This window comes from Streptosporangium sp. NBC_01469 (genome assembly GCF_036227305.1).
Lineage (GTDB): Bacteria > Actinomycetota > Actinomycetes > Streptosporangiales > Streptosporangiaceae > Streptosporangium.
The window spans coordinates 6859475-6884835 of record NZ_CP109465.1; the positions used below are offsets into that span (position 1 = coordinate 6859475).

A 25361-nucleotide genomic window follows, 5' to 3' on the forward strand; every position below is an offset into this window, starting at 1 on the left:
GGAGTGGGAGGACGTCCTCACCGACATCGACCGGCGTGGGCTCACACCGCTGTTCCACACCAACATGACGCCGTATGGGGAGATGCAGCTGTGCACCGACCGGCGCCTGGACCTCACCGATCTGCCGACGGCAGCCGCCCGCGCCCGGGCCATGTTGCCGCCGCTGACGGTCGACAACGAGGCCGCGCTCGCCTGGCGGCCCGACGGTGCCCCGCTCTCGGGCCCGTCGGGCGCCGCGGAGCGCCTCGCCGCGGTGGCCGGGGTGCTCCGCGGCGAGGGGCGGGGCGTCCCCAGAGTGGCCTCGGGGAGGAGGGTCCGCGGGTACGGTCCTCGATATGACGCTTCTTCCGGATCTTCAGGGATGGATCGATCGGGCCGCTGGGCGGCATGGGGTGCCAGGGGCTGCGGTGGCCGTCGGGATGGGGGATCAGCTGGCTGAGGCGGCCACCGGGGTGATCAATCTGGACACCGGGGTGGAGGCTACCGCCGACAGCCTGTTCCAGATCGGGTCGGTTACCAAAGTCTGGACGACCGCCCTGGTGATGCAGCTTGTCGGGGAAGGGCTGGTCGATCTCGATGAGCCGGTCCGAGAGTATCTTCCTGAGTTCGGGGTGCTGGACGCCGCCGCCTCGGAGAGCATCACCGTGCGGCAACTGCTGTCGCACACCGGTGGGTTCGACGGGGATCTGTTCGAGGACACCGGACGCGGGGACGACGCGGTGGCCAAGCTTGTTGCGTTCATGCGTAGCAACGCCCGGCAGGTCAGCGGGCCGGGGGAGCTGTTCTCGTACTGCAATGCCGGCTATTGCGCGCTCGGTGCCCTCGTCGCCAGGCTGCGCGAACGTACGTGGGAGGCCGCCATGCGGGAGCTGCTGATCGAGCCTCTCGGGGCGCGGCACATGGCGCTCTACGCCGAGGAAGCAATCATGTTCCGGGCCGCGGTCGGACACGTCGGCGAGCCGCTGCGGGTGTCGCCCCGGAGGCAGCTGCCGCAGTCGAACGCGCCGGCTGGGTCCACGCCGAGCGCCGCGCCGCGCGACCTCGTGCGGTTCGGGCGGATGCTGCTGGCCGACGGCGTGGCGGCCGACGGGACGCGGGTGCTGCCCGCGGGAACCTTCGCCGAGATGTGCCGGCCGCAGGTCACGCTGCCGCGGCTGGGGGAGCGATACACGACCGCCTGGGGCCTCGGGCTGATGCTCTTCGACTGGGACGGCAAGCTTGTGGTCGGCCACGACGGCAGCGCCCCGGGCCAGACCACGACCTGGCGCATCGTGCCCGACCGCGGCCTGGTGCTCGCCGTCCACGCGAACGGCGGCCACGCCTCGGCCTTCATCGACGAGGTGCTGGCGGAGATCCTCTCGTCCGCGGCCGGGATTCGCCTGCCGTCGCGGGTGCTGCCGCCGGACACCCCGGCGCCGTTCCGGCCGGAGACCTACGCCGGGAGTTACTCCGCACCGCCGGTCACCTACGAGGTGAAGGCCGACGCCGACGGGCTGGAGATCACCGACATCCCGCACGGCCTCGCGGCGCAGTTCGGGGAGGGTGGCACGACCGCCCGCTACGTCCACGTCGGCGACAACCGCTTCGTCGGCGTCGAGCCGGACAAGGGGCTGCACCCACTGATCGCCTTCCTCCAGGACGGGCGCTTCCTCTACAACATGCGCGCCGTGCCACGTGTCACGGACTAGGGTCGAGGCGGCGCCGACCGGGCCCGCTACCCGCGTGACCACCGCGGCCGCGCCGACCACCAAGCCGCCCGCGCTCACCTGCGCATGCAGCGCGACGCGGCCGCCACCCGAGCCACCACCCGCCCGGCGGCCGCCGCGTGAGAGCGACCGCGCCGACCGCGCAGGTGCAGGGCCATCGACAGCATGGCCTCGTCGACGGCGGCGTCGCCGATGCTCTTGCCGCGCTGCCCCGCGGTGGCAGCGCGGCCTCAGCTTCGAGGGCGGTTACAGAGCGGTCATCTCAAGGCTGACCACGTACGAGTACGCCGTCTGCTGGGTTCCGGTGAGGGTCCTCGTGATGGTCCTGGTGGCGCCCGTGGCGAGCCCGGCGCACGTGCTGCCGAGGGCGGTCACCGTGCCGAGCCGGTCGCCCTGTCCCCAGACCGGGCCGTCGGTCTCGCGCAGGACGAAGGCCACGTCCTGGGTGTTCAGGATGATCGAGGTCGGGTCTTCGAAGTCGCCGGGATTCCCGTCGTCACCGGCGTTCATGCCGAAGTAGTTGGCGTTGATTCTGGGGAACAGGTTCCCATCGACCAGGAACCGGAGCTCGTCCCGGCCGTCCTGGTCGGCCACGTTGCCGGCGTCGATGTCCTCCAGTTCCACGCGGCACGAGCCTGCCATGGCGGCCGCCGGGGTCGCGGCCAACGCCATCGGCGCCACCAGACCTCCGGCCAGGGCGAGTGCGGCGATCACCTTACGAGAATGCATGCTGCTCCTCCTGGAGACGCTGACGTTTCGCGACCGTCGCGAAACGCGGCATCAGAGTCGCGGACGCAGCGTGAGCACATCGTTAGATCACAGGTCAATGGCATAGGGCACACGATCTCCGTGCCTTCTGACACAGCCGGGCGGCAGGCACGCGCCTACTGTCTTCGCATGGGAGACTCCTTCAGCCTGCTGCTGCTCGGCACGCCCGAGCTGGCTGTCGGGGGAAGGCTGGTGCGGATCCGTTCCGCTAAGACCCGGGCACTCCTCTGCTACCTCGCCACCACGCCGGGGGCGCGCTCGCGGGCCGAGCTCGCGGGGCTGCTGTGGGGCGAGCGTCCCGACGCCAACGCCAGGGGCAGCCTGCGGCTGGCGCTGTCGGAGCTGCGCAAGGACGTGGGCGGCTGGCTCGACATCACCCGCGACCACGTCGGCTTCCGCGCCGACGACGGTTGCTTCGTGGACTACCGGCAGCTCACCCGGGACCCGACGGTGGCGGGGGCGCTCCGGTTGTGGCGCGGAGAGTTCCTCGACGGTCTCTCCTTCGGGGACGCGCCCGCGTTCGCCGGGTGGCTGGAGTGCGAGCGGCGGCGGGCCCGGCTGGTGCTGCGCGAGCTGCTCGTACGCGCCGGGCCCGCCGCCTCCGAACACGTCGTACGGCTGGCCAGGATCGTGACGGAGCTGGACCCCTACGACGAGGAGGCCCACCGGGTGCTGATCGCCTCCCTGGCCAGGGCCGGGAACCGGGCCGCGGCCCTGGCCTGCTACGAGGAGCTGCGCCTGCGACTGGCGCGCGAGCTGGGCGTCGGTCCCGCACCCGAGACCCGCGCGCTCCGCCAGGACCTCACGCCCCGGCCCGCGACCGCCCGCCGGGCTGCCCTGCCGGTCCCCGGGTCGGAGCTGGTCGGCCGCGAGCCCGACATTCGCCGCCTACGTGCCCTGCTGTCCCGGGAACGCCTGATCACCCTGTCGGGCCCGGGCGGCATCGGCAAGACCCGCCTGGCCATCGCCGCGGCGGAGGCCGGGGACCGGGATGCCGCGTCCCTCTCCTCCACGGGGACCGGGAAGCACGACACCGCCTCCCCCTCCTCCGTGAAGCCCGGTGAGCACGACGCCGCGTCCCTCTCCTCGGCGGATGTCGCGTTCGTGTCTTTTGTCGGGGTGCGGGCGGAGGCGGCTGTGACGACGCTCGCGCGCCGACTCGGCGTGGACCTCTCGCCGCCGCGGCCGGCCGCCGAGCTGCTGCTCGCCGCCCTCGCCGGTCGCTCGACGCTGCTGGTGCTCGACAATCTCGAACATCTGCCGTCCTTCGACGGGGTGATCGCGGAGATCCTGCGGGTGGCGCCGGGCCTGCGAGTGCTGGCGACCAGCCGGCGGCGGCTGAACGTGCCTGGGCAGGTGATCGTCTCGGTGGAGGGGCTTGCCGAGTCGGCCGCCGAGGCGTTGTTCGTCGCGCGGGCGCTCAAGGCCCGGCCGGGGTTCGACCCCGAGCGCGAGGCCCCGCTGGTGGCCGCGATCTGCGCCGCGACCGGCGGGCTGCCGTTGGCGATCGAACTGGCGGCCGGCCTGCTGCGTGCCGTACCGTGCGCCGACCTGGCCGAACGCCTCGGAGTGGACACGGGGCTGCTCTCCACGGCCGGGCCCGCCGCACGGTCCAGGCACGCGAGCATGCGTACGGTCTTCGATACGTCCTGGCGGCTGCTCGACCCGGCGAGGCGGGCGGCGCTGGCGGCGTTGTCGGTGTTCGGTGGCGGCTGCACCCTGCGCGCGGCCCTGGAAGTCGCCGGAACCAGTCCTGAGGTGCTGGTCCACCTGGTCGACCACAGCGTGCTGCGGCTCACCCCGTCCGGCCGGTACACCCTCCACCCTCTCATCCAGCAGCTCGCCGCCGCCCATTTGGAGGACCCGGGGGTACGCGAACGGCACGCCCGCCATTACGCCGGTCTCCTCGACCGGCACGCCACCGCGCTCCAGGACGGCTCGGACGCCGAGGTCGTCCGCGTGCTCGGCGCCGAGATGGACAACATCCGCCTGGCCTGGCGGGTGTCCGGGCAGCCGCGCTTCCTGGACCACTACTGGACGTTGTGCCTGCGATTGCGCCTGTACGAGGAGTCGGTGGCGATCGTCCGTGAGCACCTCGACCGCCCTCCGGAAGACCTGCGCCTACGAGCCCGCCTGCTTCGGATGGCCGCGGTGAGCTCCCACCAGCTCGCCAGGGAACGCGCCGCCACCCGCCTGGCCCGCGCCGCCCTCGACACGCTCGGCGAGCCACTCCCCACCACCCGCACCGGCCTCGCGACCGCTCTCCTGACCGCCGCCACCCGCCAGGCCGCCCACCGTCTCCTCCCCGTACCCCGTACGGACGAGGCCGAGGCCGCGCAGGCGCTGACCTTGCTCGCCCGGCTCGCCTACCACCAGCAGGACCTCCCCGTGATGCTGGTGACCTCGCTGCGCCAGCTCAACGCCGCCGACCGCGGCACCGACCCCGCCCTGCGCGCCGAGTCCTACGCGAACTTCGCCGCCATCGCCCGCCTCGCCGGTCGCCACCGGATCGCCACCCGTTACGGCAGCCTCGCCGACCAGGCACTTTCCGGCATCGACCACCCGGACGAGGCCGTGCACCGGGCCCGGCTGGCCCGCGGGATCGACCTGCTCCACGCGGGCCGTTTCGAGGACGCCAGGCGGTCGTTCACGGAGGGACGATTGCGGACGATCGACCCGCGGGTGGCCGAGAACTGCGCCGGCATGCTCGCCGAGACCGCACTGTGGCAGGGCGAGTTCGCCGCGGCGGCCACCGGGTACGCGGAGACGGAGGAGCTGGCGGTCGCGCGGGTGGGCGGGGACGACATCGGCCGCCACTGGTGCCTGACCGGCCAGGCGGAAGCGCTGTTGCGCCTGGACGGGGTGCCGGTGGAGCGGATCCGGGAGCTGCTGGCGGCCGCCCGCGCCTCGCACGAGCGGCGGCGTACGCACGCGAAGGAGATCGGCCTGCGCGACAGCCCGGCGAGCCGCACGATCCAGGAGCTGCGCCTGCTCACCATCGCGGCCCGCCTGGACCCGGCGCGGGCGCCCGCGGCGCTGGCCGAGGCGCTGACGCTGGCCAAGCGGCTGCCAACGGTGCAGCCCGGCATGCTGGAGTGCTGGACCGGCCTCGCCGAACTGCTCAGGGACGCGGGGCAGCACCGGACCGTGGCCCCCCTCCTGCTCGGGCACCTCTCCCGGTACGCCGCCCGCAACCCCGGCGCCGCCGCCCGGATCGGCTGGGCCCTCGCGCTGATCATGGTCGCCCTGGGCGGGCGAAGGCAGGCCAGGCGGGCAGCCGAGCAGGCGATGGCGACCGCCGAACGCCTGACCGCACCGTACGACCACCGCAGAGCCGAGTCCCTGGCCCGCGCCCTTGGATGATCATCAAGGACGGATGGTGCGCATGCGGCCAATTCAGAACATCGGCCACCAGCCGGAGACGCCCGACAGAAGCGGGTGCGCCATCGGGTCTGGCACCTGGAACACCGCAGGTAGCGGCTGCTACCGCTAATTTCTGCACCGATCCTCCCAACCCCCGCTACTGCGGAACGCCGTGTCGTCAGGCTGCGCACCGGGCCCGGCGCCGTGCTGAGGCCGCCCTGCAGCAGGCCGCGTGGCAGCGCCGCCAGCTGAGGCGCACCGTCCAGCGCTTGGCCGTGGATGGCCGTGCCCGGCATGGGGCCGGATTGGCTCCGTAGCGGTCTCACCGTGTTGACCTGGGCAGACGCTGTTCCGGGAACCGGACAGTACTTAGGTTATCCGCCAGACGATCACGAAATGAGGGCATCAGGACAGGTCGGAATGTTGATGCGATCGCAGGAGCGTTATCTTGTCGCGTCACGCAGTACTCCTGGATGTTGCTACGGGAATGTTACGATCTCGCGATGCGATCATCTGCGTTAGTCGTCAGATGGAAGGCGGCCCTATCGGGCCGGAACTGGCCATGGACCGTCGGTCAGATCGTCGGAGTGGGGCTCGTGGGATCGCTGCTGAGCCTCTGTTTTGGAGTTGCCCCGGTTCAGTAGACACGTCAGGGCTTTCGGCTACGCGGCAGCATAGCCGTCTTCTTGAATGCTCTTAAGGGCGTGTCGGCGTTCGTACTCGGTGGGGCTGAGCTGGCCGTTCGCGGAGTGGCGGCGGCGTGGGTTGTAGAAGCCCTCGATGTAGGCGAACACGGCCCGTTCGGCTTCTGACCTGGTACGGAAGGTCCGCCGGTCGATCAGCTCACACTCCAGCGAGGCGAAGAAACTCTCCGTGATCGCATTGTCGAAGCACGTCCCGGTCCTACCCGTCGAGGGGCGAACTCCTGCCTGCTCGCATCGCTGGCCGAAGGCGATCGAGGTGTACTGGCTGCCCTTGTCGCTGTGATGGATCACCCCGGCGCTGGGGCGGCGCTGATGGATCGCCATCGCCAGCGCGTCGGTCACCAGCTCAGTCCGCATATGGTCGGCCATCGCCCAGCCGACGATCCGCCTGGAGAACACGTCCAAGACCACAGCGAGATAAACGAAACCCTGCCAGGTCGGCACATACGTGATGTCGGCCGTCCAGATCCGGTTCGGCTCGTCCGCTTCGAACTTCCGCTTCACCAGGTCCGACGCGGCTGCAGCCCGCCGATCCGCGATCGTCGTGCGGCAGCCCTTACGCCGGGAGACACCGGCCAGCCCGGCCGCACGCATCAGCCGGGCCACTCGCTTGCGGCCCACCTTCTCCCCGTCGATCTCACGCAGGTCGGCGTGGATGCGCGGCGCCCCATACACCTCATCAGAGGCCGTATGGTGCCGGTGGATCTTCTCAGTCAGCTCGGCATCACGACAGGCGCGAGTGGACGGGCCGCGCTTGGCCCAGGCGTAGTAGCCCTGGCGCGACACACCCAGCACCCGGGCCAGCAGGGAGACATCGTGGTGGTCTTTCTCCGCATCGATCAGCCGGTACTTCATCTCGGCCGATCCGTCTCCCGCGCGAAGAAAACCGCGGCCTTACGCAAGATCTCCTTCTCCTCGCGGAGGATCTTGTTCTCACGGCGCAGCCGGACCAGCTCGTCCTTCTCAGCGCTGGTCAGGCCGTCTTGGCGGCGGCCATCATCGAGGTCGACCTGGCGCACCCAGGTACGGATCGACTGCGCGGAGGGCTCGAACTCCTTGGCGAGTTCCTCCGGCGACCGTCCCGCGCGCACCAGCTCCACCATCTGCCGGCGAAACTCCGGCGGATAGTTGTTCGGCACAGTGAACTCCTTCTTTCGGGAACCAGGGTTCCCCAGAGGTCAGGTGTCCACCAAACCGGGCCAACTCCAGTTTGTATGTCCTCGCGGTCTTTGTTCTCGGGCTGGGCCCGATCATCTTGGTCTTCGCCGCGCTCTTCGCGATGGCTGCTTTGTATGTCGTGGCGCTCATGACACCAGGCGGTTCGCCGCTGACGGCGACCCCGGGCGGCAGAGTGCTATGGGCGGGCGCGGTCTTGATTGCCGGGGTGATCGGCTGGATCGCCGGGGCGTCAGCCCTCGGCAAGTTGGGACCATCCACAACGGACCCGCTGTGGTGGTCGTTGCTCAGCGCAGTCCCGTTCGCCCTGGCGGCAGCCCTCTGCGTGGGAGGGTGGACCTCGCTCGTCTCGATCATCTTGACCACGGCGCTGATCCTGACGGGCTGTTCCTAGTAACAGCCCGCTGCTCCAGGGCCGGGGTGCTGCTCAACGGTCGGCGCCGAGGGCTTCGGATTCATCCGCTCAACCAGCTCGCCGTCGACCACCTGGTCCGCGCCCCCCGCTGACCAACCGCGCCACCTGACCCGCACCCGACAACCCCTGGAGGACCGGTGCCCCTCGTCGCCGGGGTCGACTCGTCGACCCAGTCGTGCAAAGTCGTCATCCGCGACGCCGAGACTGGGAAGCTGGTGCGCGAAGGTCGCGCACCACACCCCGTCGGCACCGCCGTGCCGCCGGCCGCGTGGGAGGCCGCACTGTCCGACGCGGTCGCACAGGCCGGCGGACTGGACGATGTAGCGGCTGCCTCGATCGCCGGGCAGCAACAGGGCATGGTGTGCCTGGACGAAGGCGGCGCGGTGATCCGGGACGCCGTGCTGTGGAACGACACCCGCTCGGCCGGCGCCGCCGCCGACCTGATCTCGGATCTCGGCGGCGGCGAGGCGGGACAGCGAGCATGGGCGGAAGCGGTCGGCCTGGTACCGGTGGCCAGTTTCACCGTCACCAAGCTGCGCTGGCTGGCCTCGGCGGAGCCGGACAACGCCGCCCGTACAGCCGCGGTGTGTCTGCCGCACGACTGGCTGACCTGGCGACTGTCCGGCGCACCGGGGCTCGATGCGCTGCGCACCGACCGCAGTGAGGCCAGCGGGACCGGATACTGGTCGGCCGCGACCGGTGAGTACCGCCTGGACCTGCTCCGGTTGGCGTTCGGTCGCGACGATGTGCTGCTGCCGCAGGTGCTCGCGCCGACCCATCGGGCCGGGCACCTGCGCACCGGCGCGCCGCTGGGCCCCGGCGCCGGCGACTGCGCCGCAGCGGCGCTGGGTGTCGGCGCCGAGTCGGGCGACGTGATCGTGTCGATCGGCACCTCCGGCATAGTGTCCACCGTTTCCGACGAGGTGCCGGCCGCAGACCCGAGCGGGATCGTGGCCGGGTACGCCGATATGACCGGCCGGTTCCTGCCGCTGGTGTGCACGCTCAATGCCGCCCGGGTGCTGGACGCGGCCGCGACCATGCTGCGAGTGGACCACGCGGAGCTGTCGGCGCTGGCGCTGTCCGCACCGCCGGGCGCCGACGGACTGGCCCTGGTGCCCTACCTGGAGGGCGAGCGCACACCGAACCGCCCGCACGCCACCGGAGCCGTGCACGGCCTGACCCTGCGGACCTCGACCCCCGCACACCTGGCCCGCGCGGCGGTGGAGGGCATGCTGTGCGCACTCGCCGACGGGCTGGACGCAATGATCGCGCAGGGCACGACGGTCAACCGGGTCATCCTGGTCGGCGGCGGCGCCCGCTCGGAGGCGGTGCGCCGGATCGCTCCTACAGTCTTCGGCCGCCCCGTGCTCGTCCCACCACTGGGGGAGTACGTCGCCGACGGCGCCGCCCGTCAGGCGGCCTGGGTGTTGTCGGGTGGGCAGCGGCCGCCGTCGTGGACGGTCGGGCAGGTTGAGATGCACGAGGCGGACGCCGTGCCGGCGATCCGAGAACGGTACGCCGTGGCCCGCGCGAACGTCCTCGACCGCGCTGGCTGACGGCGGCAGAGCCGGTCAGCGAACCGGCGCCACGAGCCGCGCGCCACGCCGAGGCATTCACCGAAAGACCCGAGTTCGTCACCTCACCGAAGGTCGTGGTGCTCAGCAGCCGGGACCTGTTCACCTGGTGGGCCGCAAGCGATTGGCCGGCGATCCGGGACGCCGTACCTGGCACGACTCGGGGTGTCGTGTTGGTCCACGACCTGGCTCGTGAGAAGGTGCGGCGGGTCACCCGGCGGGAATGGCTGACCGGCATCACCGATGCCGAACGCGAGCAGCCGCGCCGCCGGTGGGGCGTTCGTCTTGGAGGTAGTCGGCCAGCGCGGTGCGAGCGTCGGCGGAGAGGAACACGTTGCGCTGGGTGCCGCCCTTGCCGCGCCCCCGGTGATCGGGAGCGGGACAACCTTTCGTGAAGGCAATCTGCGGCGATCCGGCCGGGGTGCGGGCGCGGCGGGCTGGGGGATCGTGCCATCAGGCTACCGGTTGCCTTCACAGAAGGTTCGTTTCCTGAAGGGAATCAGGTCGCACGTCGGCACCTCCAACGATCTTCGAAGGCTCATGGCTGCTCGTCGGCGTGCCCTACTCTCTGGTCATGAGAAGTCTGCGGGTGGCGTGGCGGACGCTCTGTCGGCCACGCGTCGCCGACTCTCTGCTGGCGCTGCTCATCTGGACGTTCCAGGCGGTGCTCGCCTTCTCCATCGGTGTGGGGGTGCCTCCGCCCGTGGTGGTGCTGCTCGACACCGTTGCCTCGGTCGCGCTGTTCTGGCGTCGTGATCGGCCGTTCACCGTCCTGACGCTCATCGTGGCCTGTCATCTGGTGACCGTCGTGATCGGCCAGAACGTCTGGCTCGGCGGGGCGGCGATGTGCGCGCTGTATTCCGCCGGCCGGTACGGCGTGCCGCGGTGTGCCTGGATCGCGGCCGTGGCGGTGAACCTATCCGGCGCCGTCACCGTCCAGGTGCTCTACCTCGTCCGGGGCGAGAAACCGTCGGTGACGGGGGCGCTCGGGGCGCTGTTCGTGGTCGGGTTCGGCCAATTGCTGCGGTTTCGCCGGGAGCTGGCCGAGCGGGCGAGGGCCGAACTCGCCGAGGCGGCGGTGCGGGCCGAGCGCCGCCGCCTCGCGCGGGAGTTGCACGATGTGGTGGCCCACCACATCAGCACGATGAACGTGCTGGTCGGCGCGGCCCGCACCACCATGACCCGCCACCCGGGACAGGCCCAGGCCACCTTGCTCACCGCGGAGCGGGCCGGGCGTGAGGCCATGGCGGAGATGCGGCAGTTGCTGCACGTGCTGCGCGCCGACGACGCCTCCGACGCGAAATTCGCCGGATTCGCCGGGTACGGCGCGGCCGCGCTGCCCGCGCTGGTCGCCAGGGCCGCAGACGCCGGCTTGGCGGTCGGGCTGGAGGTGGCCGGTGATCGCGTCGAGCTGAGCACGGCGGTGGATCACACGCTCTACCGGATCGTCCAAGAGGCGCTGACCAACATCCGCAAGCACGCCGGCGGCGCGCGGGCGAGCGTCCGGCTCACCTACGTGCCCGGGGCGGTGGAAGTGGAGGTGCTCGATGACGGCCTCGCCGCAGGCGCCGGAGAGATGCCGTACTCCTATGGCGTGACTGCACGCTCGCAGGCTGCTCCTGACAGTGGTACCTGACCCGCTTCATGCAACGTATGGCTGACGGTCTCGCCGCATACGCGAACGCCACCGACGGGTGATCCGCACCTCCTCATGGCGGCGGCGGGATCCGGGGCACAACGCGTCCCCCGCCGCGGCCGACAGCCGTTCCTTGACCATTTGCGACAGTGAAGGGACGCACGATGTCCACGACGAGAGCACGCTCCATCCGCAGCCGGAAGTGGTGGGCGCTGTGGGGGCTGATGGCAGTGTCCGCGGTCGGCTTCGCCGTCGGGTCGGTGCCGCCGTACCTGACCGGAGACGCGGCCGACGCCCCATTGCCGCTCAACCCGGATGTGGCGCTGCACTACCTGTCCCTGATGGTGCACGCCGTCCCAGGTGGCCTCGCCCTGGCCCTCGGGCCGTTGCAGTTCGTCAACCGCCTCCGCGTCCGCCGGCCCACGCTGCACCGCGTCGTCGGCCGGATATACATGATCTCCGTCGTGATCGCGTCCATCGCGGCCGCGGTCAATGCCGCGGTCACGATCAGCGGCTTCGCGGTCCAGGTCGCGTTCTTCATCCTCGTGATGGCGTGGCTGTACACCCTGGCCATGGCTTACCGGAGCATCCGCTGCGGCGAGGTGCAACTGCACCGGATCTGGATGATCCGCAACTACGCTCTGACGTTCGCCGCGGTCACCCTGCGCGTCTACCTGCTCCTCGGCCTGCAACTGTCCCCCTCGATGGGGTTCGAGGCGATCTACACCGCCGCCGTATGGGCGTCTATCCTGGGCAACGTCCTCGTGACCGAGTACTTCATCGTCCAGCGCATGCTGGCCCCCTTGGCCCGTCGTCAGCAGCGCCGGGACGCCCCACTGATCTCCACACCGGTATGACGGCCTCGCCGGGCGGTTCGTGCGGTCCCCGCCGGTGGCGGGGACGGCATCGCACCGGCGACGGCGAGCAGATCCAGGTTGTCCACCCGGCGCCCGGTCCGCTCCTCCAGGGCGCGCAAGAACGGCGGATTCAGCGGTGCGGACACATCGTCGGCGGGCAGCAGAGCGCGCATCCATTCACGATCGACATCGGCGAACACCACGCTGTGCGCGGTGAACGCGATGACCCCACAATCGCGCGGGCTGGGCTGGTCCACGAACTCCACCACGCCATCGGCATCGGGAAAGACCCCGCGGGCGACACCCTCAAACAACCTTCTCAGCTCGTGCACGCCTCACTTCCCTTCGCCATGATCCTTCAGTCAAGCCGTCGGCGAAGTCCTCATCGCCTTCCGCGGCGACGCGCTCGGCGTGCGCCGGCAGTTGGTGGGCGGCGGCGAGCAGGCGTTTGCCGTGCTCAGTCAGCCAGCGGTCGCCGCGTTGCTGGGCGCGCAGCGCTTTCTCGTTGGAGGTCAGCCCGGCCTGGCGGGCGCGGCCGCGCAGCAGTCGGTTGTGCATGGTGGACTTGCCCAGCCCGCCGGCGGGGACGCCGAGTTCGGTCAGTGACAAGCCCGCTGTGATGCCTTGTTGCAGAAGGCGCCCGCCGTGGCGGGCGCCCTTGAGAAGCGTGAAGAAAAGTTTCATCTTGCCCAGGGCCCGATGACTCGGGCCGGGGTTGGTCAGGGGCAGGTGACCAAGACGATGGAGACGGCGTTGCAGCTGGCTGAGGCGTTGTCGTTGGCCGGGTTGAGGTCGGCCGGAGCGCTGGTGGTGCGGGTTGCGCTGACGGTGACGTTACCGAGCGACAGCAGTGACAGCGGCACTCGGAACGTCTTGTCCACCGAGGTCCCGTGGGCGATGGCGCCATAAGTACAGGTGATCGTGGATCCTGCGGCGGTGCAGCCGGTCGGCAGGTTCGTGGCGGACGCGCCGGGGGGCAGAGTGGCCTTCACGGTGGCGGAGATGACCGCGTTGGGACCGTTGTTGTGGGCGGTCAGGGTGTAGCGCAGGTAGGGGACCAGGATGCCGAGGTGAGGCTGGGCGTCCAGGTCGACGTCGATGTCGGCGGCGGGCGGGGTGGTGACGGTGGTGTTCTCGGCGTCGCTGTTGTCGGCCGGGGTGGGGTCGGTTTCGGTACCGGTGACGGTGGAGGTGGCGGTCAGGGTGCCGGTCGCGGTCGAAGTGACGTTGATCGTGACGGTGGCGTCGGCGGCACCTGCCAGGTTGCCCAGGGTGCAGGTGATGGTCGGCGCGGCGATCGCGCACGAGCCCTGCGACGGTGTGGCGGAGGTGATGGTGCGGGCCGCGCCGGACAGGGTGGTGGCCAGGCTGACGCCGGTGGCGTTGGCCGGCCCGTTGTTGGCGACGGTCACCGTGTAGGCGAACGGGGTACCGGAGGCGACGGGGTCGGCGGAGTCGACGGCCGTGACGTGGAGGTCGGCTCCCGGCGGGGCGCCGGCGGGGGCCCAGTCGGTGGCGAACTGGAAGCCGGCCACACCCGACAGCAGGGTCTTGCCGGTGCCGTCGGCGTTCATCGTGTAGATGTTCTGGTTGGAGTTGTAGGCGATCTTGGTGCCGTCGGGTGACCACTGCGGGGTGTCGGCGCTGACGGCGTCGTTGGAGATGTTGGTCAGCCCGCTGCCGTCGGCGTTGATCGTGTGGATCTGCTCGCCGCCTCCCATGATCGGTCCCAGCCCGAAGGCGATCTTGGCGCCGTCCGGGGACCAGTCGGGCCCGAACGCGTCGCTACCGGAGGGCACGTTCGTCAGCTGGGTCACGCCGGTGCCGTCGAGGTTGACGGTGTACAGGTTTCTGTTCGAACCGTAGGCGATCTTGGTGCCGTCGGGGGACCAGGCGGGGAACGAGCCACTGACGCCCAGGGCGGTCGCGCCGGTCCCGTCGGCGTCGATCACCTTCAGCCCGCCGAGGGTGCTGTACACGATCCTGGTGCCGTCCGGGGACCAGTCGATCCTGCTGTCGATGATGCCCTCGGTGCTGATCTGAACCTCTCCGGTGCCGTCGACGTTCATCGTCCACAGGTGCTGGGTGTCGGTGAACCGGGTGAAGGCGATCTTGGTGTTGGTGGCGTTCACGACCGCGTTGCCGTCATCGTCGGCGTTGTCGATGACCTTGGTCAGGCCGGTCCCGTCAGGGTTGATCGAGTAGATCTCCTTGTCCGGTTCGGTGGCCTGATCGGTGATGTAGATCTTGCCGTTGACACCGGGGAACGCGGCATGAGCCGCCGGCGGGGTGATGACCTGCAGACCCAGCACGGGCAGCACGAGCGCGGCCAGGAGCACGCACACACGGCGGACGCGCGATGACAGGGGGGGACGGGAACTCACGAAAGAGGTCTCCAGTTCGCTCTCTCCACACCGCCACGGCCGGGACCCCGGCCGGGCCCCTGTCCATCCGCAAGCGACGCGGCCCTACCGGACCACGCTCGCCACGACACCACGAGCACCGGCCGAGGGCGGGCACTTCCCGGGGACCGCCGCCCCGGCCGAGTCCTGGATCAGCGTCCACTCACCACACGAATACTGCCAGTAGTACATATGACACCTAAACGTCACACAACAAGATCTAACAGGGGAATTGCAATATCAGCTGGCACAACCGGCACGCCCAGCCCAAGGTCAGCTTCGCGGCCAGCTCCCCGATCCGCTCATGGACCAGTTATCCCACCAAGGTTGCGTGACGCGCCAGTAGATGGTCGAGCGGCTGACACCGAGGAGCCGGGCGGTGGAGGAGACGGTATTCTCCGGCCGGGTGAGCAGGTCGCAGGCTGAATGCATGAGCTGTCAATGCTCGGGAAATACGGTCAGCCTTGTGGTGTGGCGAGTTCGACTACATTGGAGCTTCGCACCTTTCGTCTCGTCCTTCACATCTGTCCTTGTCGCCTGCCGAGGAGCACCTCTAGATGAACTGGCTCTACGTCGTGGGGATCGTCCTTTTCCTCCTCGGGTTGATGATCTCCATCGCGCTGCACGAGCTCGGCCACCTGGTGCCGGCCAAGCTCTTCGGCGTCAAGGTGACCCAGTACATGGTGGGTTTCGGCTCCACGGTCTGGTCCCGGCGCAAAGGCGAGACCGAATACGGCATCAAGTGGATCCCGTTCGGCGGGTACATCCGCATGATTGGAATGCTGCCGCCGCGCCCCGGAGAGGATCCCACCAAGGTCAGGAGCACGGCGACAGGACCTTTCCAGGGGCTGATCGAGTCCGCCCGCGAGGCCGCGCTGGAAGAGGTACGTCCAGGCGACGAGAACCGCAGCTTCTACCGCAAGAAGTGGTGGCAGAAGGTCATCATCATGTCCGGCGGGCCGTTGATGAACTTCGTGCTGGCGTTCGTCTTCTTCGCCATCCTGCTGGTCGGCATTGGTCTGCCCGCCGATGCCCCGATCGTCTCGTCCGCCACCGAAACATGCGTAATCCCCAGTTCCGAGCAGCGCGCCGCCTGCGAGCCCGGCGACCAGCTCACCCCGGCCGCGCAGGCGGGCCTCAAGCCGGGCGACCGCATGGTCTCCTTGAACGGTCAGAAGATCGGCTCCTGGGACGACGCCATCCGCCTGGTCCGCTCCCATGGCCCCGGCCCGGTCAAGCTTGACATCGTGCGTGACGGCAAGCCGATGACGTTCGACGTCACGCTCATCGCCCAAGACCGGCCCAATCTCGACGACCCCGAGAAGATCGACAAGAATGTCGGTTTCCTCGGCGTGCGGCCCACCGAGGTGATGGAGCAGCAGAGCTTTGGCCAGGTGATCGGCTACATGGGCGGGCTGACGGCCAGGGTGGCGGGCTCGATCTTCAACTTGCCGGAGAAGATGGTCGGCGTCTGGCGCGCGGCCTTCTCCGGCGAGGAGCGCGACCCCGAGGGCCCGGTGGGCATGGTCGGCGCGGGCCGCTTGGGCGGCGAGATCCTGACCTCCGACTTGTCCAAAGAGGAGAAGATCGCCACCTTCGTCAGCCTGCTGGCAGGCTTCAACCTGGCGATCGGCATGTTCAACCTGATCCCGCTGCTGCCACTGGACGGCGGACACATCGCGGGCGGCCTATGGGAGGGGCTCAAGTGGGCCTACGCCAAGGTCATGCGGCGGCCGAAGCCCAAGTACGTCGACATGGCCAAGGTGCTGCCGCTGACGTACGCGGCTGCACTGGTGATGATGATCATGGCAGGCCTGCTCGTCTACGCCGACCTGGTCAACCCGCTCACACTGACGAACTGACGGACTGGTTCGTGATGTTCTCCGACCGCCTGCCACGACATGCTGCGCGCAGGGCACGATGAGCCTCGCGGCCGCTCGGGTAAAGATCACGTTTTCGAAGCTGAAGTCGGTCAACAGCAGAGGCGGAGTTGGTCGATTACGCCCCCATGGCCAGATCCAGTCCGACCGCTCTGTCACCTGCGGAAACGGCACGCCAATCCAATAGAGTCCGACCCCGGATTCCGCCTCCCCCTTTCGCCCCCTTCCCTGAGGGGCGAAGACGCCCACCGGCCACCACCTGGCCGGCCCTCGGGAAGGGGACATGATGGCCTTGTTCAAGCAGGCTGACTGGAACGGCACGGAGATCCCCACACCGCGGCGGACATCACCCGCTACGAAACGCGGGGTGCGCGCGTCCGCGGGGAGGTCGGCGAGATCCGCGCAGCCGTGCACGCGATGCGCGAGGAGGGCGGCTGTTCCTGGAGGAGGTCGCTGCCTTCCTCGATCGCGAGGTCCTGCTGCTCGACCGCGCCAACGAGGCGGACGGCGCGGTCGAGCCGGACTGGCAGGTCGATACCCGGAAGCGGAGTGACTACGTCCCGACCAGGGCGCGCAGCGCCCTACTCATCGTCCGCGCCTTCACCCGCACCCACCCCGCGGATGCCGGACGTGGCTGACCAGGTCTACCTGCGGCACTCCACCGACAAGCACACCGACGCTCGCCAGCGGCACGCCCTCGCCACCCTGCTGGCCGCAGGCGCCCCCGTCTACGAAGACCCCGCCATCTCCAGCCGCCAGCTCTCCCTCGACCGCGCGGGCTTCACCACGCTGCACGAGGCGGCCGTGGGCGACACGATCCGCATTGCCGACGCTGCCCGGCTGTTCCGCTCCGTCGCCGACATCCTCGCCCTCCGCCCCGTGCTCATCCGTCGTAGCCTGCACCTGCGCGTTGAATCCGGGCTGCTGTCCGGCATCGACCTGGCCAGCGATCCCGGCAAGCCGCTCAACTCCGCTCTGCTAACGGGACTTTTCGTTCGGATGCTCGTCATGCCCCGAGTCCTGGCTTAAGGACCGCAGCCGACCACCGCCGTCTGCACCTCCACCGCCCAGGTCGGCGCGCCCCCGAGCGTGGCCGCCCTGCGCCGGCGGCTCGGCCGCTCCGGGCGACGTGGTGGCCCCGCCGTCCTGCGGCTCTACATCAGCGAACCCGAACCGACCAGGACCGCGTTCCAGGTGCGGGCCGGGTCCTTCATGGCATCGCACCTCCTCGTGAACCGCGGTCAGAATGTGGCGATCGGGTTGACCGGGCTGCCGGACGTACCGGCGAAGCGGACCGGCGCGACTGCGAGGTGGAAGTCCCACTGGCCGAGCTCGGCAGCCGTCGTCGCGCACGCCTCCAGGTCGCAGTTGTCGAGCATCCACAGACCCATAGCGACGAGGCTCACGGCGTGAACCGGCATCAACACGTCTTCGTACCCCGATGGCTGAACGTCCTGGGGGGTGTCGGCGCCGATCAGCGCGACCTCCCGTTCATGCAGCCACGGCAGGCAGGACGCGTGCCACCCGGCCTGCGTGAAACCGCTGGCCGCACCGGTTTCGTGCCGGACGCGGCCATAGCCGGTCCGCAGGAGTACCGCATCGCCGGATCGCACCCGCACACCCTGGCGACGCTCGGCCTCCTCGAGATCGTCGGGAAACACACCCTGCCCCGGTTCCAACCACGGCACGTCCCGCACGCTCGCAATGTCCAGCAGGACACCACGCGTGATGATCCCGTTCGCCGCCGCCGTGACGGACGCCCACGCCGATCCCGTTGCGGCGTCGACCAGTGAGTGCGACCGCCCGTTGTACATCGTGCCGTCCCAGAAGATGTGGCACGGCGAGTCGACGTGGGTGAGGGTGTTGCCGTGGAACGTGACGCCGAGTCGCTCGGACGAAAAGCCCCAGCGCCGGTCGTTGTGGAATCCGGGCACCGGCATGTTCTCGGCGCCCGGCATGTCGGCGGCGCACGGGCACGTCGTCGTCGACCGCTCCATGTCTTCCGGTACGGCAACCTCCCATGCGCACGACACGCTCCTGCCGTGGCGCACGGCCCGCGCCGCCGCCAGCCGGACGTCGTCGGTGATGTGGTTCAGAGTGCCGAGCTCGTCGTCGTCGCCCCACCGTCCCCAGTTCGACAGCGTGTTGAAGTACCCGAGCACGTCGTCCTGTGTGGGCATCGGTCGCCCTGCCGTCATCCCAGCATCGACTCCTCCGGTCACGTGGTTCGAGGCACCGCAGGCAGGGTATCCCGCCCTCTCCTTTGATATGACCTCGCCGGGGCCGGAGAGACGGTGCGGCAACCTCGATCCAACCTCCGGCGAGGCCCATGCCAATCCCCATCCGCCTCGGTGATCTCACCACCCGTTAGGCGCAGAACTGCAGAACTTCTGGTGGAGTTGACCCGGCCAGCAGCGTGGCCGCCAGCGCCGTGATCGCCACTGGCCGGAAGACCCGCGGCATCCAGGCCCTGGTGTTGGCGGCGTGGAGGGATGCATTCATGGTCGTTCCTCGTTTCGCGATAGTACGTGTTTGGAGAGGGCGGTGGAGCCCCTCGGCGGCGACCGTGTGGGGCGAGCCTGCGACAACGGAGGCGTGGCTCAGTAGGGTCGGGAGTGTTCCGGTGTTGGCGCCGTTCTCGGCAGGGTGGGGGAGCGACGGAGGGCGGCGGGGAAACGATCGCCGCCGTCGGCAGGGTGCTGCGGCGTGGGCTGGACGAGGTCGCATTTCGCCAGGACGGCTCGTATGCCGCGGGGGCGATCGCCGCCGGTGAGCGGCCACAGCGGTGGCGGGCGGCTGTACGCGCGCTTGCGGTCAGGCGTCCCAGGTGATCGGAAGGCTCTTGACCCCGTAGATGTCCGCGGTCTCCGGGCGCAGGGCGACCTCTTCGGCCGGTACGGCCAGGCGCAGCGTGGGGAAGCGGTTGAGTAGCGCGGGGAGCGCGACGCGCAGCTCGACGCGGGCCAGCTGCTGGCCCAGGCACTGGTGGATGCCGTGGCTGAAGGCCAGGTGCCCGCCCTCCTGCCTGCGCACGTCGAGCACGTGGGGGTCGGTGAAGCGCTCGGGGTCGCGGTTGGCGGTGTGGAGAGACAGGATGACCGTCGTGCCGGCCTTGATGGTCTGGCCGCCCAGCTCGACGTCCTCCAGCGCGACCCTCGCGAACTGCTTGGCGACGCTCAGATACCGCAGCAGCTCCTCCACGGCCCCGTCGGTGAGCGCGGGCTCGGCGCGCAGCGCGGCCAGCTGCCCGGGGTTCTGCAACAGCGCGAAGGTGCCCAGCGCGAGCATGTTCGCGGTGGTGTCGAACCCGGCCGACAGCAGGATCAGGGCCATCCCCCGCAGTTCCTCATCGGTCAGGTCGCTGTCGAGCAGGTCGCTGAGCAGGTCGTCGGCGGGGTTGGCGCGCTTGGCGGCCACCAACTCGGCGAGGTACTGCTGGGTCGCGGTATAGGCCGCGATCAGTTCCTCGTCGCTGACCTCGCCGCCGAGGAACTTGTCGATGTTGTCCTGGAAGGAGCCCCGGTCCTCGTACGGCACGCCGAGCAGCTCACAGATGATGATGGCGGAGATGGGTTTGGCGAACGCGGTCACCAGGTCCGCCGGCGGCCCGGCCTTCTCCATGGCGTCCAGGTGGTCGGCGGTGACCTGCTCGACGCGCTCGGTGAGCAGCCGCATCCGCCGGACGGTGAACTTGCCCACCAGCGGTTTGCGGTAGCGGCCGTGCTGGGGCTCGTCCATGAGCAGGAACTCCCCGGGCGGCGCCGGAGGGACCTCGATGTCACCGTAGTCGACCAGCGGGTGGTGGCCCATGAGTTCCTTGCGCGAGCTGAAGCGCGGGTCGGCCAGGATCGACCGGATCAGGTCGTAGCCGGTGACCAGCCAGCCCTGGTGTCCGTCAGGGAAGGGGAAGCGGCTGATCGGGCTGTGCTCGCGGGCGTCGATCAGCTCTTTGGGCGGGTCGAAGGGACAGCCGGACTGACGCGCGGTCGGCATCGTCTCGACGGTGTGAAGGGATTCGTTCATGACTTTCCTCATTTCGCTGGGGTAGGTGCTCTCCTGAGGCTGCGGTGAATGGCGGCGCGGCCGCCGCGCCGCGATCTACCTGTCCGGCGCGCTGATCTGGGCCAGGACAGGCTCGTCCAGCAAAGGTCAGGAAATCTTGCGGCGGTAGGTGTTCATGGCGAATACGTAGGCGACGACGAGGATGCCGACGCACCAGGCGAGGGCGATCCAGATGTCGGTGCCGACCGGCTGCTGGGTGAACAGGTCGCGGATGGCGTTGACGATGGAGGTCACCGGCTGGTGCTCGGCGAAGAAACGCACCGGGCCGGGCATGGTGTCGGTGGGCACGAACGCCGAGCTGAGGAACGGCAGGAAGACGAGCGGGTAGGAGAACGCGCTCGCGCCTTCCATGGTCTTGGCCGACAGGCCGGGGATGACCGCGATCCACGTCAGTGCCAGGGTGAACAGGATCAGGATGCCGGCGACCGCGAGCCACGCCGGCGCTCCCGCCGACGAGCGGAAGCCCATCAGCAGGGCGACGAGCACGACCACCACGAGCGAGATCGAATTGGCGACCAGCGAGGTCAGCACGTGCGCCCACAGCACCGACGAGCGCGCGATCGGCATGGACTGGAATCGCTCGAAGATGCCGCCCTTCATGTCCATGAACAGCCGGAACGCGGTGTAGGCGATGCCCGAGGCCACCGTGATGAGCAGGATGCCGGGCAGCATGTAGTTCACATACGAGTCCGACCCTGTTTTGATCGCGCCGCCGAAGACGTAGACGAACATCAGCATCATGGCGATCGGCATGATCGCGGTCGTGATGATGGTGTCCGGGCTGCGCGCGATGTGGCGCAGGGATCGTCCTAACAGGGTGGCGGTGTCGCCGAGGAAGTGCTTGGTCATCGTGGTTCCTTATGCCTTCGTGCCGACGAGGGTGAGGAAGACGTCCTCGAGGGTCGGCTGTTTTTCGACGTACTCGACCTTGGCGGGCGGGAGCAGTTGCTTGAGCTCGGCCAGGGTGCCGTTCACGATGATCCGGCCCTGGTGCAGGATCGCGATCCGGTCGGCGAGCTGTTCGGCCTCGTCCAGATACTGCGTGGTGAGCAGCACCGTCGTCCCCTGGTCGGCGAGGTCCTTGACGGTCTGCCACACCTCGATGCGCGCCTGGGGGTCGAGCCCGGTGGTCGGTTCGTCGAGGAAGATGACCGGCGGATCGCCGATGAGGCTCATCGCGATGTCGAGGCGGCGGCGCATGCCGCCGGAATACGTGGACGCCTTTCGCGCGCCGGCGTCGGTCAGCGAGAAACGCCTCAGCAGGTCATCGGCGATCTTGCCGGGATCCTTGAGGTGCCGCAGCCGGGCGACCAGCATGAGGTTCTCCCGCCCGCTGAGGATCTCGTCGACGGCGGCGAACTGCCCGGTGAGACTGATCGACTCCCGCACGTTCGCCGGTTGCGTGGCGACGTCGAAGCCGTTGACACCGGCCGTCCCCGCGTCGGCCTTGAGCAGCGTGGACAGGATTCTCACGACCGTGGTCTTGCCCGCCCCGTTGGAGCCGAGCAGGGCGAAGATGCTGCCCCGCGCCACGTCGAAGTCCACGCCGCGCAGCACCTGCAGTTCCTTGTACGACTTCTCCAGGCCCTGCACGTGGATCGCCGGGGTTTGCTGTGTCGTCATCAAAGTGTCCTGTCTTCTTTCCCGGTGTTCTCGCCGGCGGCGTGCGCGATGGCGCTGGTGAAGCGTTCTCGCTCCCGGCGGATGTAGCTCCCCATGGAGTAGCTCTGCATGAACGCCTCGACGAATTCCACGGGGTCTTCTCCGAAGATCTCGCGGATCGGAGTTCCGTCCGCCGCGCTCTGCTCGAACAGATCGGCGAGGTCCTCGAACATCGACGCCGCGTCGGCGCCGTCCCCCGGCCCGAAGTGCATCAGGTACCGCTCCAGCGCTTCGACCGCCGTGCGATAGTTCTCGGGAAGCGCTTTGACGCGCGCCTTGTACTGCCGCCAGCGCCTCTTGTCCTCCAGCGGCCCGGTGACCACCTCCAGGTACTGCCGGGCGCGGCTCTTCGGCTGGTTCGACCCTGTGTCCATGGCTATTTACCTCCTTCGCGGAGCTGTTGGAGCCGTTCAGTGAGGAAGCTCCAGGTCCTCCAGAACTCGTCGAGGTACTCGTGTCCCTGAGCGTTCAGGGAGTACACCTTGCGCGGCGGCCCCTTCTCGGACGGGACCTTTTCCACGTCGACCAGACCGCGCCGCTCGAACCTGACGAGCAGTGCGTAGATGGTGCCCTCGGCGATGTCGGAGAAGCCCTGATCCCGCAGCCACGCCGTGATCTCGTAGCCGTATGCGGGCCGGCCGGACAGGATCGCGAGGACGATGCCCTCCAGCGTTCCCTTGAGCATCTCCGTCACCAGCTTGCCCATGGAACACCCCCTTCAGCTACCTAGTCTTGATGACTACTGCTATAAAGTAGCACTGACTACCGGTATGTAGCAACACTGAATAGCTGAAGTGGGCGGCCAAGCCGTCGTAGGTGTTGGAGACGATGAGCTCGCGCTGCAACTCGGCCAGGACCGCCAGCATGCCGAACATCGCGCGGCCCTCCATCGTCTCGGTGTCGATGCCCTGCTCGATGACGTGCAGGCCGACTCCGCGGGTCCGCAGATCGGCGCCGAGGTTGATGAGGTGCTGGACCGAGCGTGACAGCCGGTCCAGCCGGGTGATCTTGAGCATGTCGCCGTCGCCCAGCGCTGCCATGAGGCGGTCGAGCTCGGGCCGGGAGGCCCGGGCGCCGCTGGCCCGGTCGAGGAAGATGTTCTCCCGTGCCACCCCGGCGCGCAGGAGCGCGTCGATCTGGTGGGGCCCCACTCGGGTCGCCGTCACCAAGGGCAAAGTAACCCTGTGTGACTGTTGTGACGCTGCGTGGTTTGCAGAAATATTCATTGGCCCTCAGGGCTGGCCGGGGTGGCGGCTCACCGTAGCTATAGGAGATCCAGGCCGTACCGAAGGCCAGTAGACACCGAACACGCTCACCGTAGCGAGCATCGACGTCCACCGCTCTCAGGTGCGCCGGATCCTAGTTGAGGAACATGTGCGTCGGCGGCACACCCGTTCGCAGACTGCCTCCACCGTCCCGGACTTTGCCTTAACTGAGAGAAGGTTCAAAAAAGGTGGAAGAGAAAGCGGGCGCGGCACCAAGTACCGGATGACCGATGCGGTGCGATTAGAGGAGAAAATGCTGGTGGCGATCACAAGACCGCCGAAGGTTGGAGAGATAGGCGACGATGAGGCGATTGGCGCATCGCTCGCTGAGCCGGAGAGGTTCGCCGAGATCTTCCAGCGGCACTGGGACGAGATCTACCGCTACATCGCCCATCGACTGGGTCCCGACATCGCCGAAGACGTCGGCGCGGACACCTTCGCCGTCGCTTTTCGCAGTCGGCGACGTTACGACCCGACACGGGAGGACGCCCGGCCGTGGCTATACGGCATCGCGACCAACCTCATCCGGCAGCACTGGCGGATGGAACGCCGTCGCCACCGGCTGCTCGCCCGGGCGGACTTCGAATGGTCCAGCGAGTCATTCGACCAGACCAGCGACGAACGACTAACAGCCCAGCGGCTCGCTCCCCGAATCGCGTCGGCACTGGCCAGGCTGTCGCCCGCCGAACGTGATCTGCTGCTTCTGATCGCCTGGGCCGATTTGACGTACGAAGAGGTCGCGCAGGCGCTGGATGTGCCGCTGGGCACTGTCGGGTCGCGGCTACATCGCGTTCGCAAAAAGCTCCGCCGGACGTTCGGCGATATTAACCCCCTGCAACTCCCGGAGGTGGATGCATGAATGACCAGGAGATCGCCCTCATCCGCCGGTTTCGTCCGGCCGGCCCGCCAGACGATCCCGCGGTAAAGGCTCGGGCGTGGGCCCGCCTGCAACGCGAGTTCGACTCGGGCCTAGTGCGGCGCCGTTCGTTGCAGGTCCGTATCGGCCGGCGTGTGGCGATCGCCGGCGTGATGGTGGTCGCCGCCTCAGTGATCTTCGTCGGGGCCGAGATTGGCGGCGTACTGCCCTACACCACGCCGCGATCCGGCCCGCACGCCGTGGTCTCCGACGGTCCGCCGCGATCCATGGCGAATGCCACCTTGAAAACCCTGGAGCTGGCGGCCGCCACCGTGGAGCACGAAACCGCGCCTTCGCGGCCCGGCCCCCGTCAGTGGGTCTACACCCAGAAGATGACCGACTTCGCCTACAAATCCGACGATGCGGGCGGACTGTCGACGATGCTGAGAGGGAAGGTGAAGGTAGAGGAGTGGTGGAGGTTTGACGGCAAGGAGATGGCAAAGTCCGTCCAGGACGGGCAGCTCTTGTTGACCCGCATTCTGCGCCCAGGAGAGCGGCCTCGCCCCGGCCGCGTTGACCCGCGATACAACGGGGGCTTTGTCGGTGGTCCGGCGTTCGTGAACAACACTCCGAACAAGCTCTACGACTACGTGGCCGGATTGCCCACCGACCCGGACGCCCTGCTCGCGCGAATCAGGAAGGACTATCGCGACAACGGCCGCGACGTGACTACCTTCGGAGTGATCGCCAAGCTCTTTCGAGACAATCAACTCATCCCACCCAAGACCAACGCCGCGCTGTACCGGGCTTTGGCGAAGATCCCCGGCGTGCGGGTGATCGAGAACGCCATGGACTACGCCGGACGGCAGGGCATCGGGGTGGCCTTCGACCGCGGGAGCAGGAAGGGCAATGGCCAACTGATCGTATTGAACCCTAAGACGTACCGCTACATGGGCGACACCCACCGGGCAATTCTCGGCTTCGCTGTGGTCGATAAGCCGGGACAGCGTCAGTGACGAAGCCCAACAGTGCAAG

The 25361-nt window shown here is 68.9% G+C and carries 23 protein-coding genes; 10 read left to right on the forward strand and 13 right to left on the reverse strand.

The genetic code is table 11. The annotated features are described in order from the left end of the window. The first annotated feature begins 335 nt into the window (after positions 1-335). Positions 336-1688 (forward strand): serine hydrolase domain-containing protein, encoded by a 1353-nt coding sequence (locus OG587_RS30070; RefSeq protein WP_329081052.1) that lies wholly within the window; start codon positions 336-338, stop codon positions 1686-1688. A 264-nt stretch (positions 1689-1952) separates the two neighbouring features. On the opposite strand, the gene OG587_RS30075 is transcribed toward OG587_RS30070, so the two are convergent. Next, positions 1953-2435 carry a hypothetical protein gene (locus OG587_RS30075; RefSeq protein WP_329081054.1) on the reverse strand — a complete coding sequence of 161 codons (483 nt, stop codon included), beginning with the start codon at positions 2433-2435 and terminating at the stop codon, positions 1953-1955. A 168-nt stretch (positions 2436-2603) separates the two neighbouring features. On the opposite strand from OG587_RS30075, the gene OG587_RS30080 reads away from it, so the two are divergent. Then, complete coding sequence (locus OG587_RS30080) at positions 2604-5837, forward strand: ATP-binding protein (RefSeq protein WP_329081056.1); 3234 nt, start codon at positions 2604-2606, stop codon at positions 5835-5837. A gap of 662 nt (positions 5838-6499) precedes the next feature. Here the strand turns inward: OG587_RS30080 and OG587_RS30085 are convergent. Further along, positions 6500-7644, reverse strand: a protein-coding gene (locus OG587_RS30085; protein ID WP_329083762.1) for an IS3 family transposase whose coding sequence is annotated in 2 segments (ribosomal slippage) — positions 6500-7431 and positions 7431-7644 — 1146 coding nt in all. Because the reading frame shifts where the segments join, the coding sequence is not laid out codon by codon here. A 107-nt stretch (positions 7645-7751) separates the two neighbouring features. On the opposite strand from OG587_RS30085, the gene OG587_RS30090 reads away from it, so the two are divergent. From OG587_RS30090 to OG587_RS30105, 4 genes are all read left to right on the forward strand, one after another. After that, a complete protein-coding gene (locus OG587_RS30090) occupies positions 7752-8111 on the forward strand; it encodes a hypothetical protein (protein ID WP_329081058.1) in 360 nt (119 codons plus the stop codon). A gap of 158 nt (positions 8112-8269) precedes the next feature. Next, the gene (locus OG587_RS30095; RefSeq protein ID WP_329081060.1) at positions 8270-9688 is read left to right on the forward strand and encodes a xylulokinase; all 1419 of its coding nucleotides are present in this window, start codon (positions 8270-8272) and stop codon (positions 9686-9688) included. 592 nt (positions 9689-10280) lie between these two features. Beyond that, entirely contained in the window at positions 10281-11342 is a 1062-nt protein-coding gene (locus OG587_RS30100; RefSeq protein WP_329081062.1) for a sensor histidine kinase, read from the forward strand. Positions 11343-11506: 164 nt separating this feature from the next. Next, positions 11507-12199 (forward strand): DUF2306 domain-containing protein, encoded by a 693-nt coding sequence (locus OG587_RS30105; RefSeq protein ID WP_329081064.1) that lies wholly within the window; start codon positions 11507-11509, stop codon positions 12197-12199. On the opposite strand, the gene OG587_RS30110 is transcribed toward OG587_RS30105, so the two are convergent. Genes OG587_RS30110 through OG587_RS30120 form a run of 3 tightly spaced genes read right to left on the reverse strand, consistent with a single transcriptional unit; the run spans position 12157 to position 14583 of the window. Then, positions 12157-12531 carry a hypothetical protein gene (locus OG587_RS30110; RefSeq protein ID WP_329081066.1) on the reverse strand — a complete coding sequence of 125 codons (375 nt, stop codon included), beginning with the start codon at positions 12529-12531 and terminating at the stop codon, positions 12157-12159. The two genes, OG587_RS30105 and OG587_RS30110, sit on opposite strands and share 43 nt — an antisense overlap. Continuing rightward, on the reverse strand, positions 12506-12883 hold the full coding sequence (locus OG587_RS30115; protein ID WP_329081068.1) for a hypothetical protein: 378 nt from the start codon (positions 12881-12883) through the stop codon (positions 12506-12508). The genes OG587_RS30110 and OG587_RS30115 overlap by 26 nt, the downstream gene beginning before the upstream one ends. 35 nt (positions 12884-12918) lie before the next feature. Next, on the reverse strand, positions 12919-14583 hold the full coding sequence (locus OG587_RS30120; protein ID WP_329081070.1) for a hypothetical protein: 1665 nt from the start codon (positions 14581-14583) through the stop codon (positions 12919-12921). Between the two features lie 575 nt (positions 14584-15158). Between OG587_RS30120 and OG587_RS30125 the strand changes: the two genes are divergently transcribed. Continuing rightward, positions 15159-16463, forward strand: a complete 1305-nt coding sequence (locus tag OG587_RS30125) for a M50 family metallopeptidase (protein WP_329081072.1) — start codon at positions 15159-15161, stop codon at positions 16461-16463. 648 nt (positions 16464-17111) lie between these two features. Then, positions 17112-17510, forward strand: coding sequence for a recombinase family protein (locus tag OG587_RS30130; RefSeq protein WP_329081073.1), 399 nt, complete (start codon positions 17112-17114; stop codon positions 17508-17510). 212 nt (positions 17511-17722) lie between these two features. Here the strand turns inward: OG587_RS30130 and OG587_RS30135 are convergent, their stop codons facing one another. The 8 genes from OG587_RS30135 to OG587_RS30170 form a co-directional block, all read right to left on the reverse strand. Then, positions 17723-18661 (reverse strand): cyclase family protein, encoded by a 939-nt coding sequence (locus OG587_RS30135; protein WP_329081074.1) that lies wholly within the window; start codon positions 18659-18661, stop codon positions 17723-17725. Between the two features lie 187 nt (positions 18662-18848). Then, positions 18849-18983, reverse strand: coding sequence for a hypothetical protein (locus OG587_RS30140; RefSeq protein WP_329081076.1), 135 nt, complete (start codon positions 18981-18983; stop codon positions 18849-18851). Between the two features lie 312 nt (positions 18984-19295). Continuing rightward, the gene (locus OG587_RS30145; protein WP_329081078.1) at positions 19296-20504 is read right to left on the reverse strand and encodes a cytochrome P450; all 1209 of its coding nucleotides are present in this window, start codon (positions 20502-20504) and stop codon (positions 19296-19298) included. Between the two features lie 126 nt (positions 20505-20630). After that, complete coding sequence (locus OG587_RS30150; protein ID WP_329081080.1) at positions 20631-21392, reverse strand: ABC transporter permease; 762 nt, start codon at positions 21390-21392, stop codon at positions 20631-20633. A 9-nt stretch (positions 21393-21401) separates the two neighbouring features. Next, on the reverse strand, positions 21402-22166 hold the full coding sequence (locus OG587_RS30155; RefSeq protein ID WP_329081083.1) for an ABC transporter ATP-binding protein: 765 nt from the start codon (positions 22164-22166) through the stop codon (positions 21402-21404). After that, the gene (locus OG587_RS30160) at positions 22166-22579 is read right to left on the reverse strand and encodes a DUF1048 domain-containing protein (RefSeq protein WP_329081084.1); all 414 of its coding nucleotides are present in this window, start codon (positions 22577-22579) and stop codon (positions 22166-22168) included. Before OG587_RS30160 ends, OG587_RS30155 begins: the two co-directional genes overlap by 1 nt. 2 nt (positions 22580-22581) lie before the next feature. Further along, positions 22582-22911 (reverse strand): PadR family transcriptional regulator, encoded by a 330-nt coding sequence (locus OG587_RS30165; RefSeq protein ID WP_329081086.1) that lies wholly within the window; start codon positions 22909-22911, stop codon positions 22582-22584. A 16-nt stretch (positions 22912-22927) separates the two neighbouring features. Then, positions 22928-23371: a recombinase family protein gene (locus OG587_RS30170; protein WP_329081088.1), complete on the reverse strand. Its 444-nt coding sequence runs from the start codon at positions 23369-23371 to the stop codon at positions 22928-22930. Between the two features lie 322 nt (positions 23372-23693). Here OG587_RS30170 and OG587_RS30175 point away from each other — a divergent pair, with 322 nt between their 5' ends. Then, the gene (locus OG587_RS30175; RefSeq protein WP_329081090.1) at positions 23694-24329 is read left to right on the forward strand and encodes an RNA polymerase sigma factor; all 636 of its coding nucleotides are present in this window, start codon (positions 23694-23696) and stop codon (positions 24327-24329) included. Further along, a complete protein-coding gene (locus OG587_RS30180) occupies positions 24326-25342 on the forward strand; it encodes a CU044_5270 family protein (RefSeq protein ID WP_329081092.1) in 1017 nt (338 codons plus the stop codon). Before OG587_RS30175 ends, OG587_RS30180 begins: the two co-directional genes overlap by 4 nt. Positions 25343-25361 lie beyond the last annotated feature (19 nt).

Excerpts from the sequence above, each read along its gene's own strand:
- OG587_RS30165 (WP_329081086.1), bottom strand. The coding sequence starts at position 22,911 with ATGGGCAAGCTGGTGACGGAGATGCTCAAGGGAACGCTGGAGGGCATC.
- OG587_RS30140 (WP_329081076.1), bottom strand. The coding sequence starts at position 18,983 with ATGAATGCATCCCTCCACGCCGCCAACACCAGGGCCTGGATGCCGCGG.
- OG587_RS30115 (WP_329081068.1), bottom strand. The coding sequence starts at position 12,883 with ATGAAACTTTTCTTCACGCTTCTCAAGGGCGCCCGCCACGGCGGGCGC.
- OG587_RS30155 (WP_329081083.1), bottom strand. The coding sequence starts at position 22,166 with ATGACGACACAGCAAACCCCGGCGATCCACGTGCAGGGCCTGGAGAAG.
- OG587_RS30150 (WP_329081080.1), bottom strand. The coding sequence starts at position 21,392 with ATGACCAAGCACTTCCTCGGCGACACCGCCACCCTGTTAGGACGATCC.
- OG587_RS30070 (WP_329081052.1), top strand. The coding sequence starts at position 336 with ATGACGCTTCTTCCGGATCTTCAGGGATGGATCGATCGGGCCGCTGGG.
- OG587_RS30105 (WP_329081064.1), top strand. The coding sequence starts at position 11,507 with ATGTCCACGACGAGAGCACGCTCCATCCGCAGCCGGAAGTGGTGGGCG.
- OG587_RS30125 (WP_329081072.1), top strand. The coding sequence starts at position 15,159 with ATGAACTGGCTCTACGTCGTGGGGATCGTCCTTTTCCTCCTCGGGTTG.
- OG587_RS30160 (WP_329081084.1), bottom strand. The coding sequence starts at position 22,579 with ATGGACACAGGGTCGAACCAGCCGAAGAGCCGCGCCCGGCAGTACCTG.
- OG587_RS30100 (WP_329081062.1), top strand. The coding sequence starts at position 10,281 with ATGAGAAGTCTGCGGGTGGCGTGGCGGACGCTCTGTCGGCCACGCGTC.
- OG587_RS30080 (WP_329081056.1), top strand. The coding sequence starts at position 2,604 with ATGGGAGACTCCTTCAGCCTGCTGCTGCTCGGCACGCCCGAGCTGGCT.
- OG587_RS30075 (WP_329081054.1), bottom strand. The coding sequence starts at position 2,435 with ATGCATTCTCGTAAGGTGATCGCCGCACTCGCCCTGGCCGGAGGTCTG.
- OG587_RS30175 (WP_329081090.1), top strand. The coding sequence starts at position 23,694 with ATGACCGATGCGGTGCGATTAGAGGAGAAAATGCTGGTGGCGATCACA.
- OG587_RS30180 (WP_329081092.1), top strand. The coding sequence starts at position 24,326 with ATGAATGACCAGGAGATCGCCCTCATCCGCCGGTTTCGTCCGGCCGGC.
- OG587_RS30135 (WP_329081074.1), bottom strand. The coding sequence starts at position 18,661 with ATGCCCACACAGGACGACGTGCTCGGGTACTTCAACACGCTGTCGAAC.
- OG587_RS30145 (WP_329081078.1), bottom strand. The coding sequence starts at position 20,504 with ATGAACGAATCCCTTCACACCGTCGAGACGATGCCGACCGCGCGTCAG.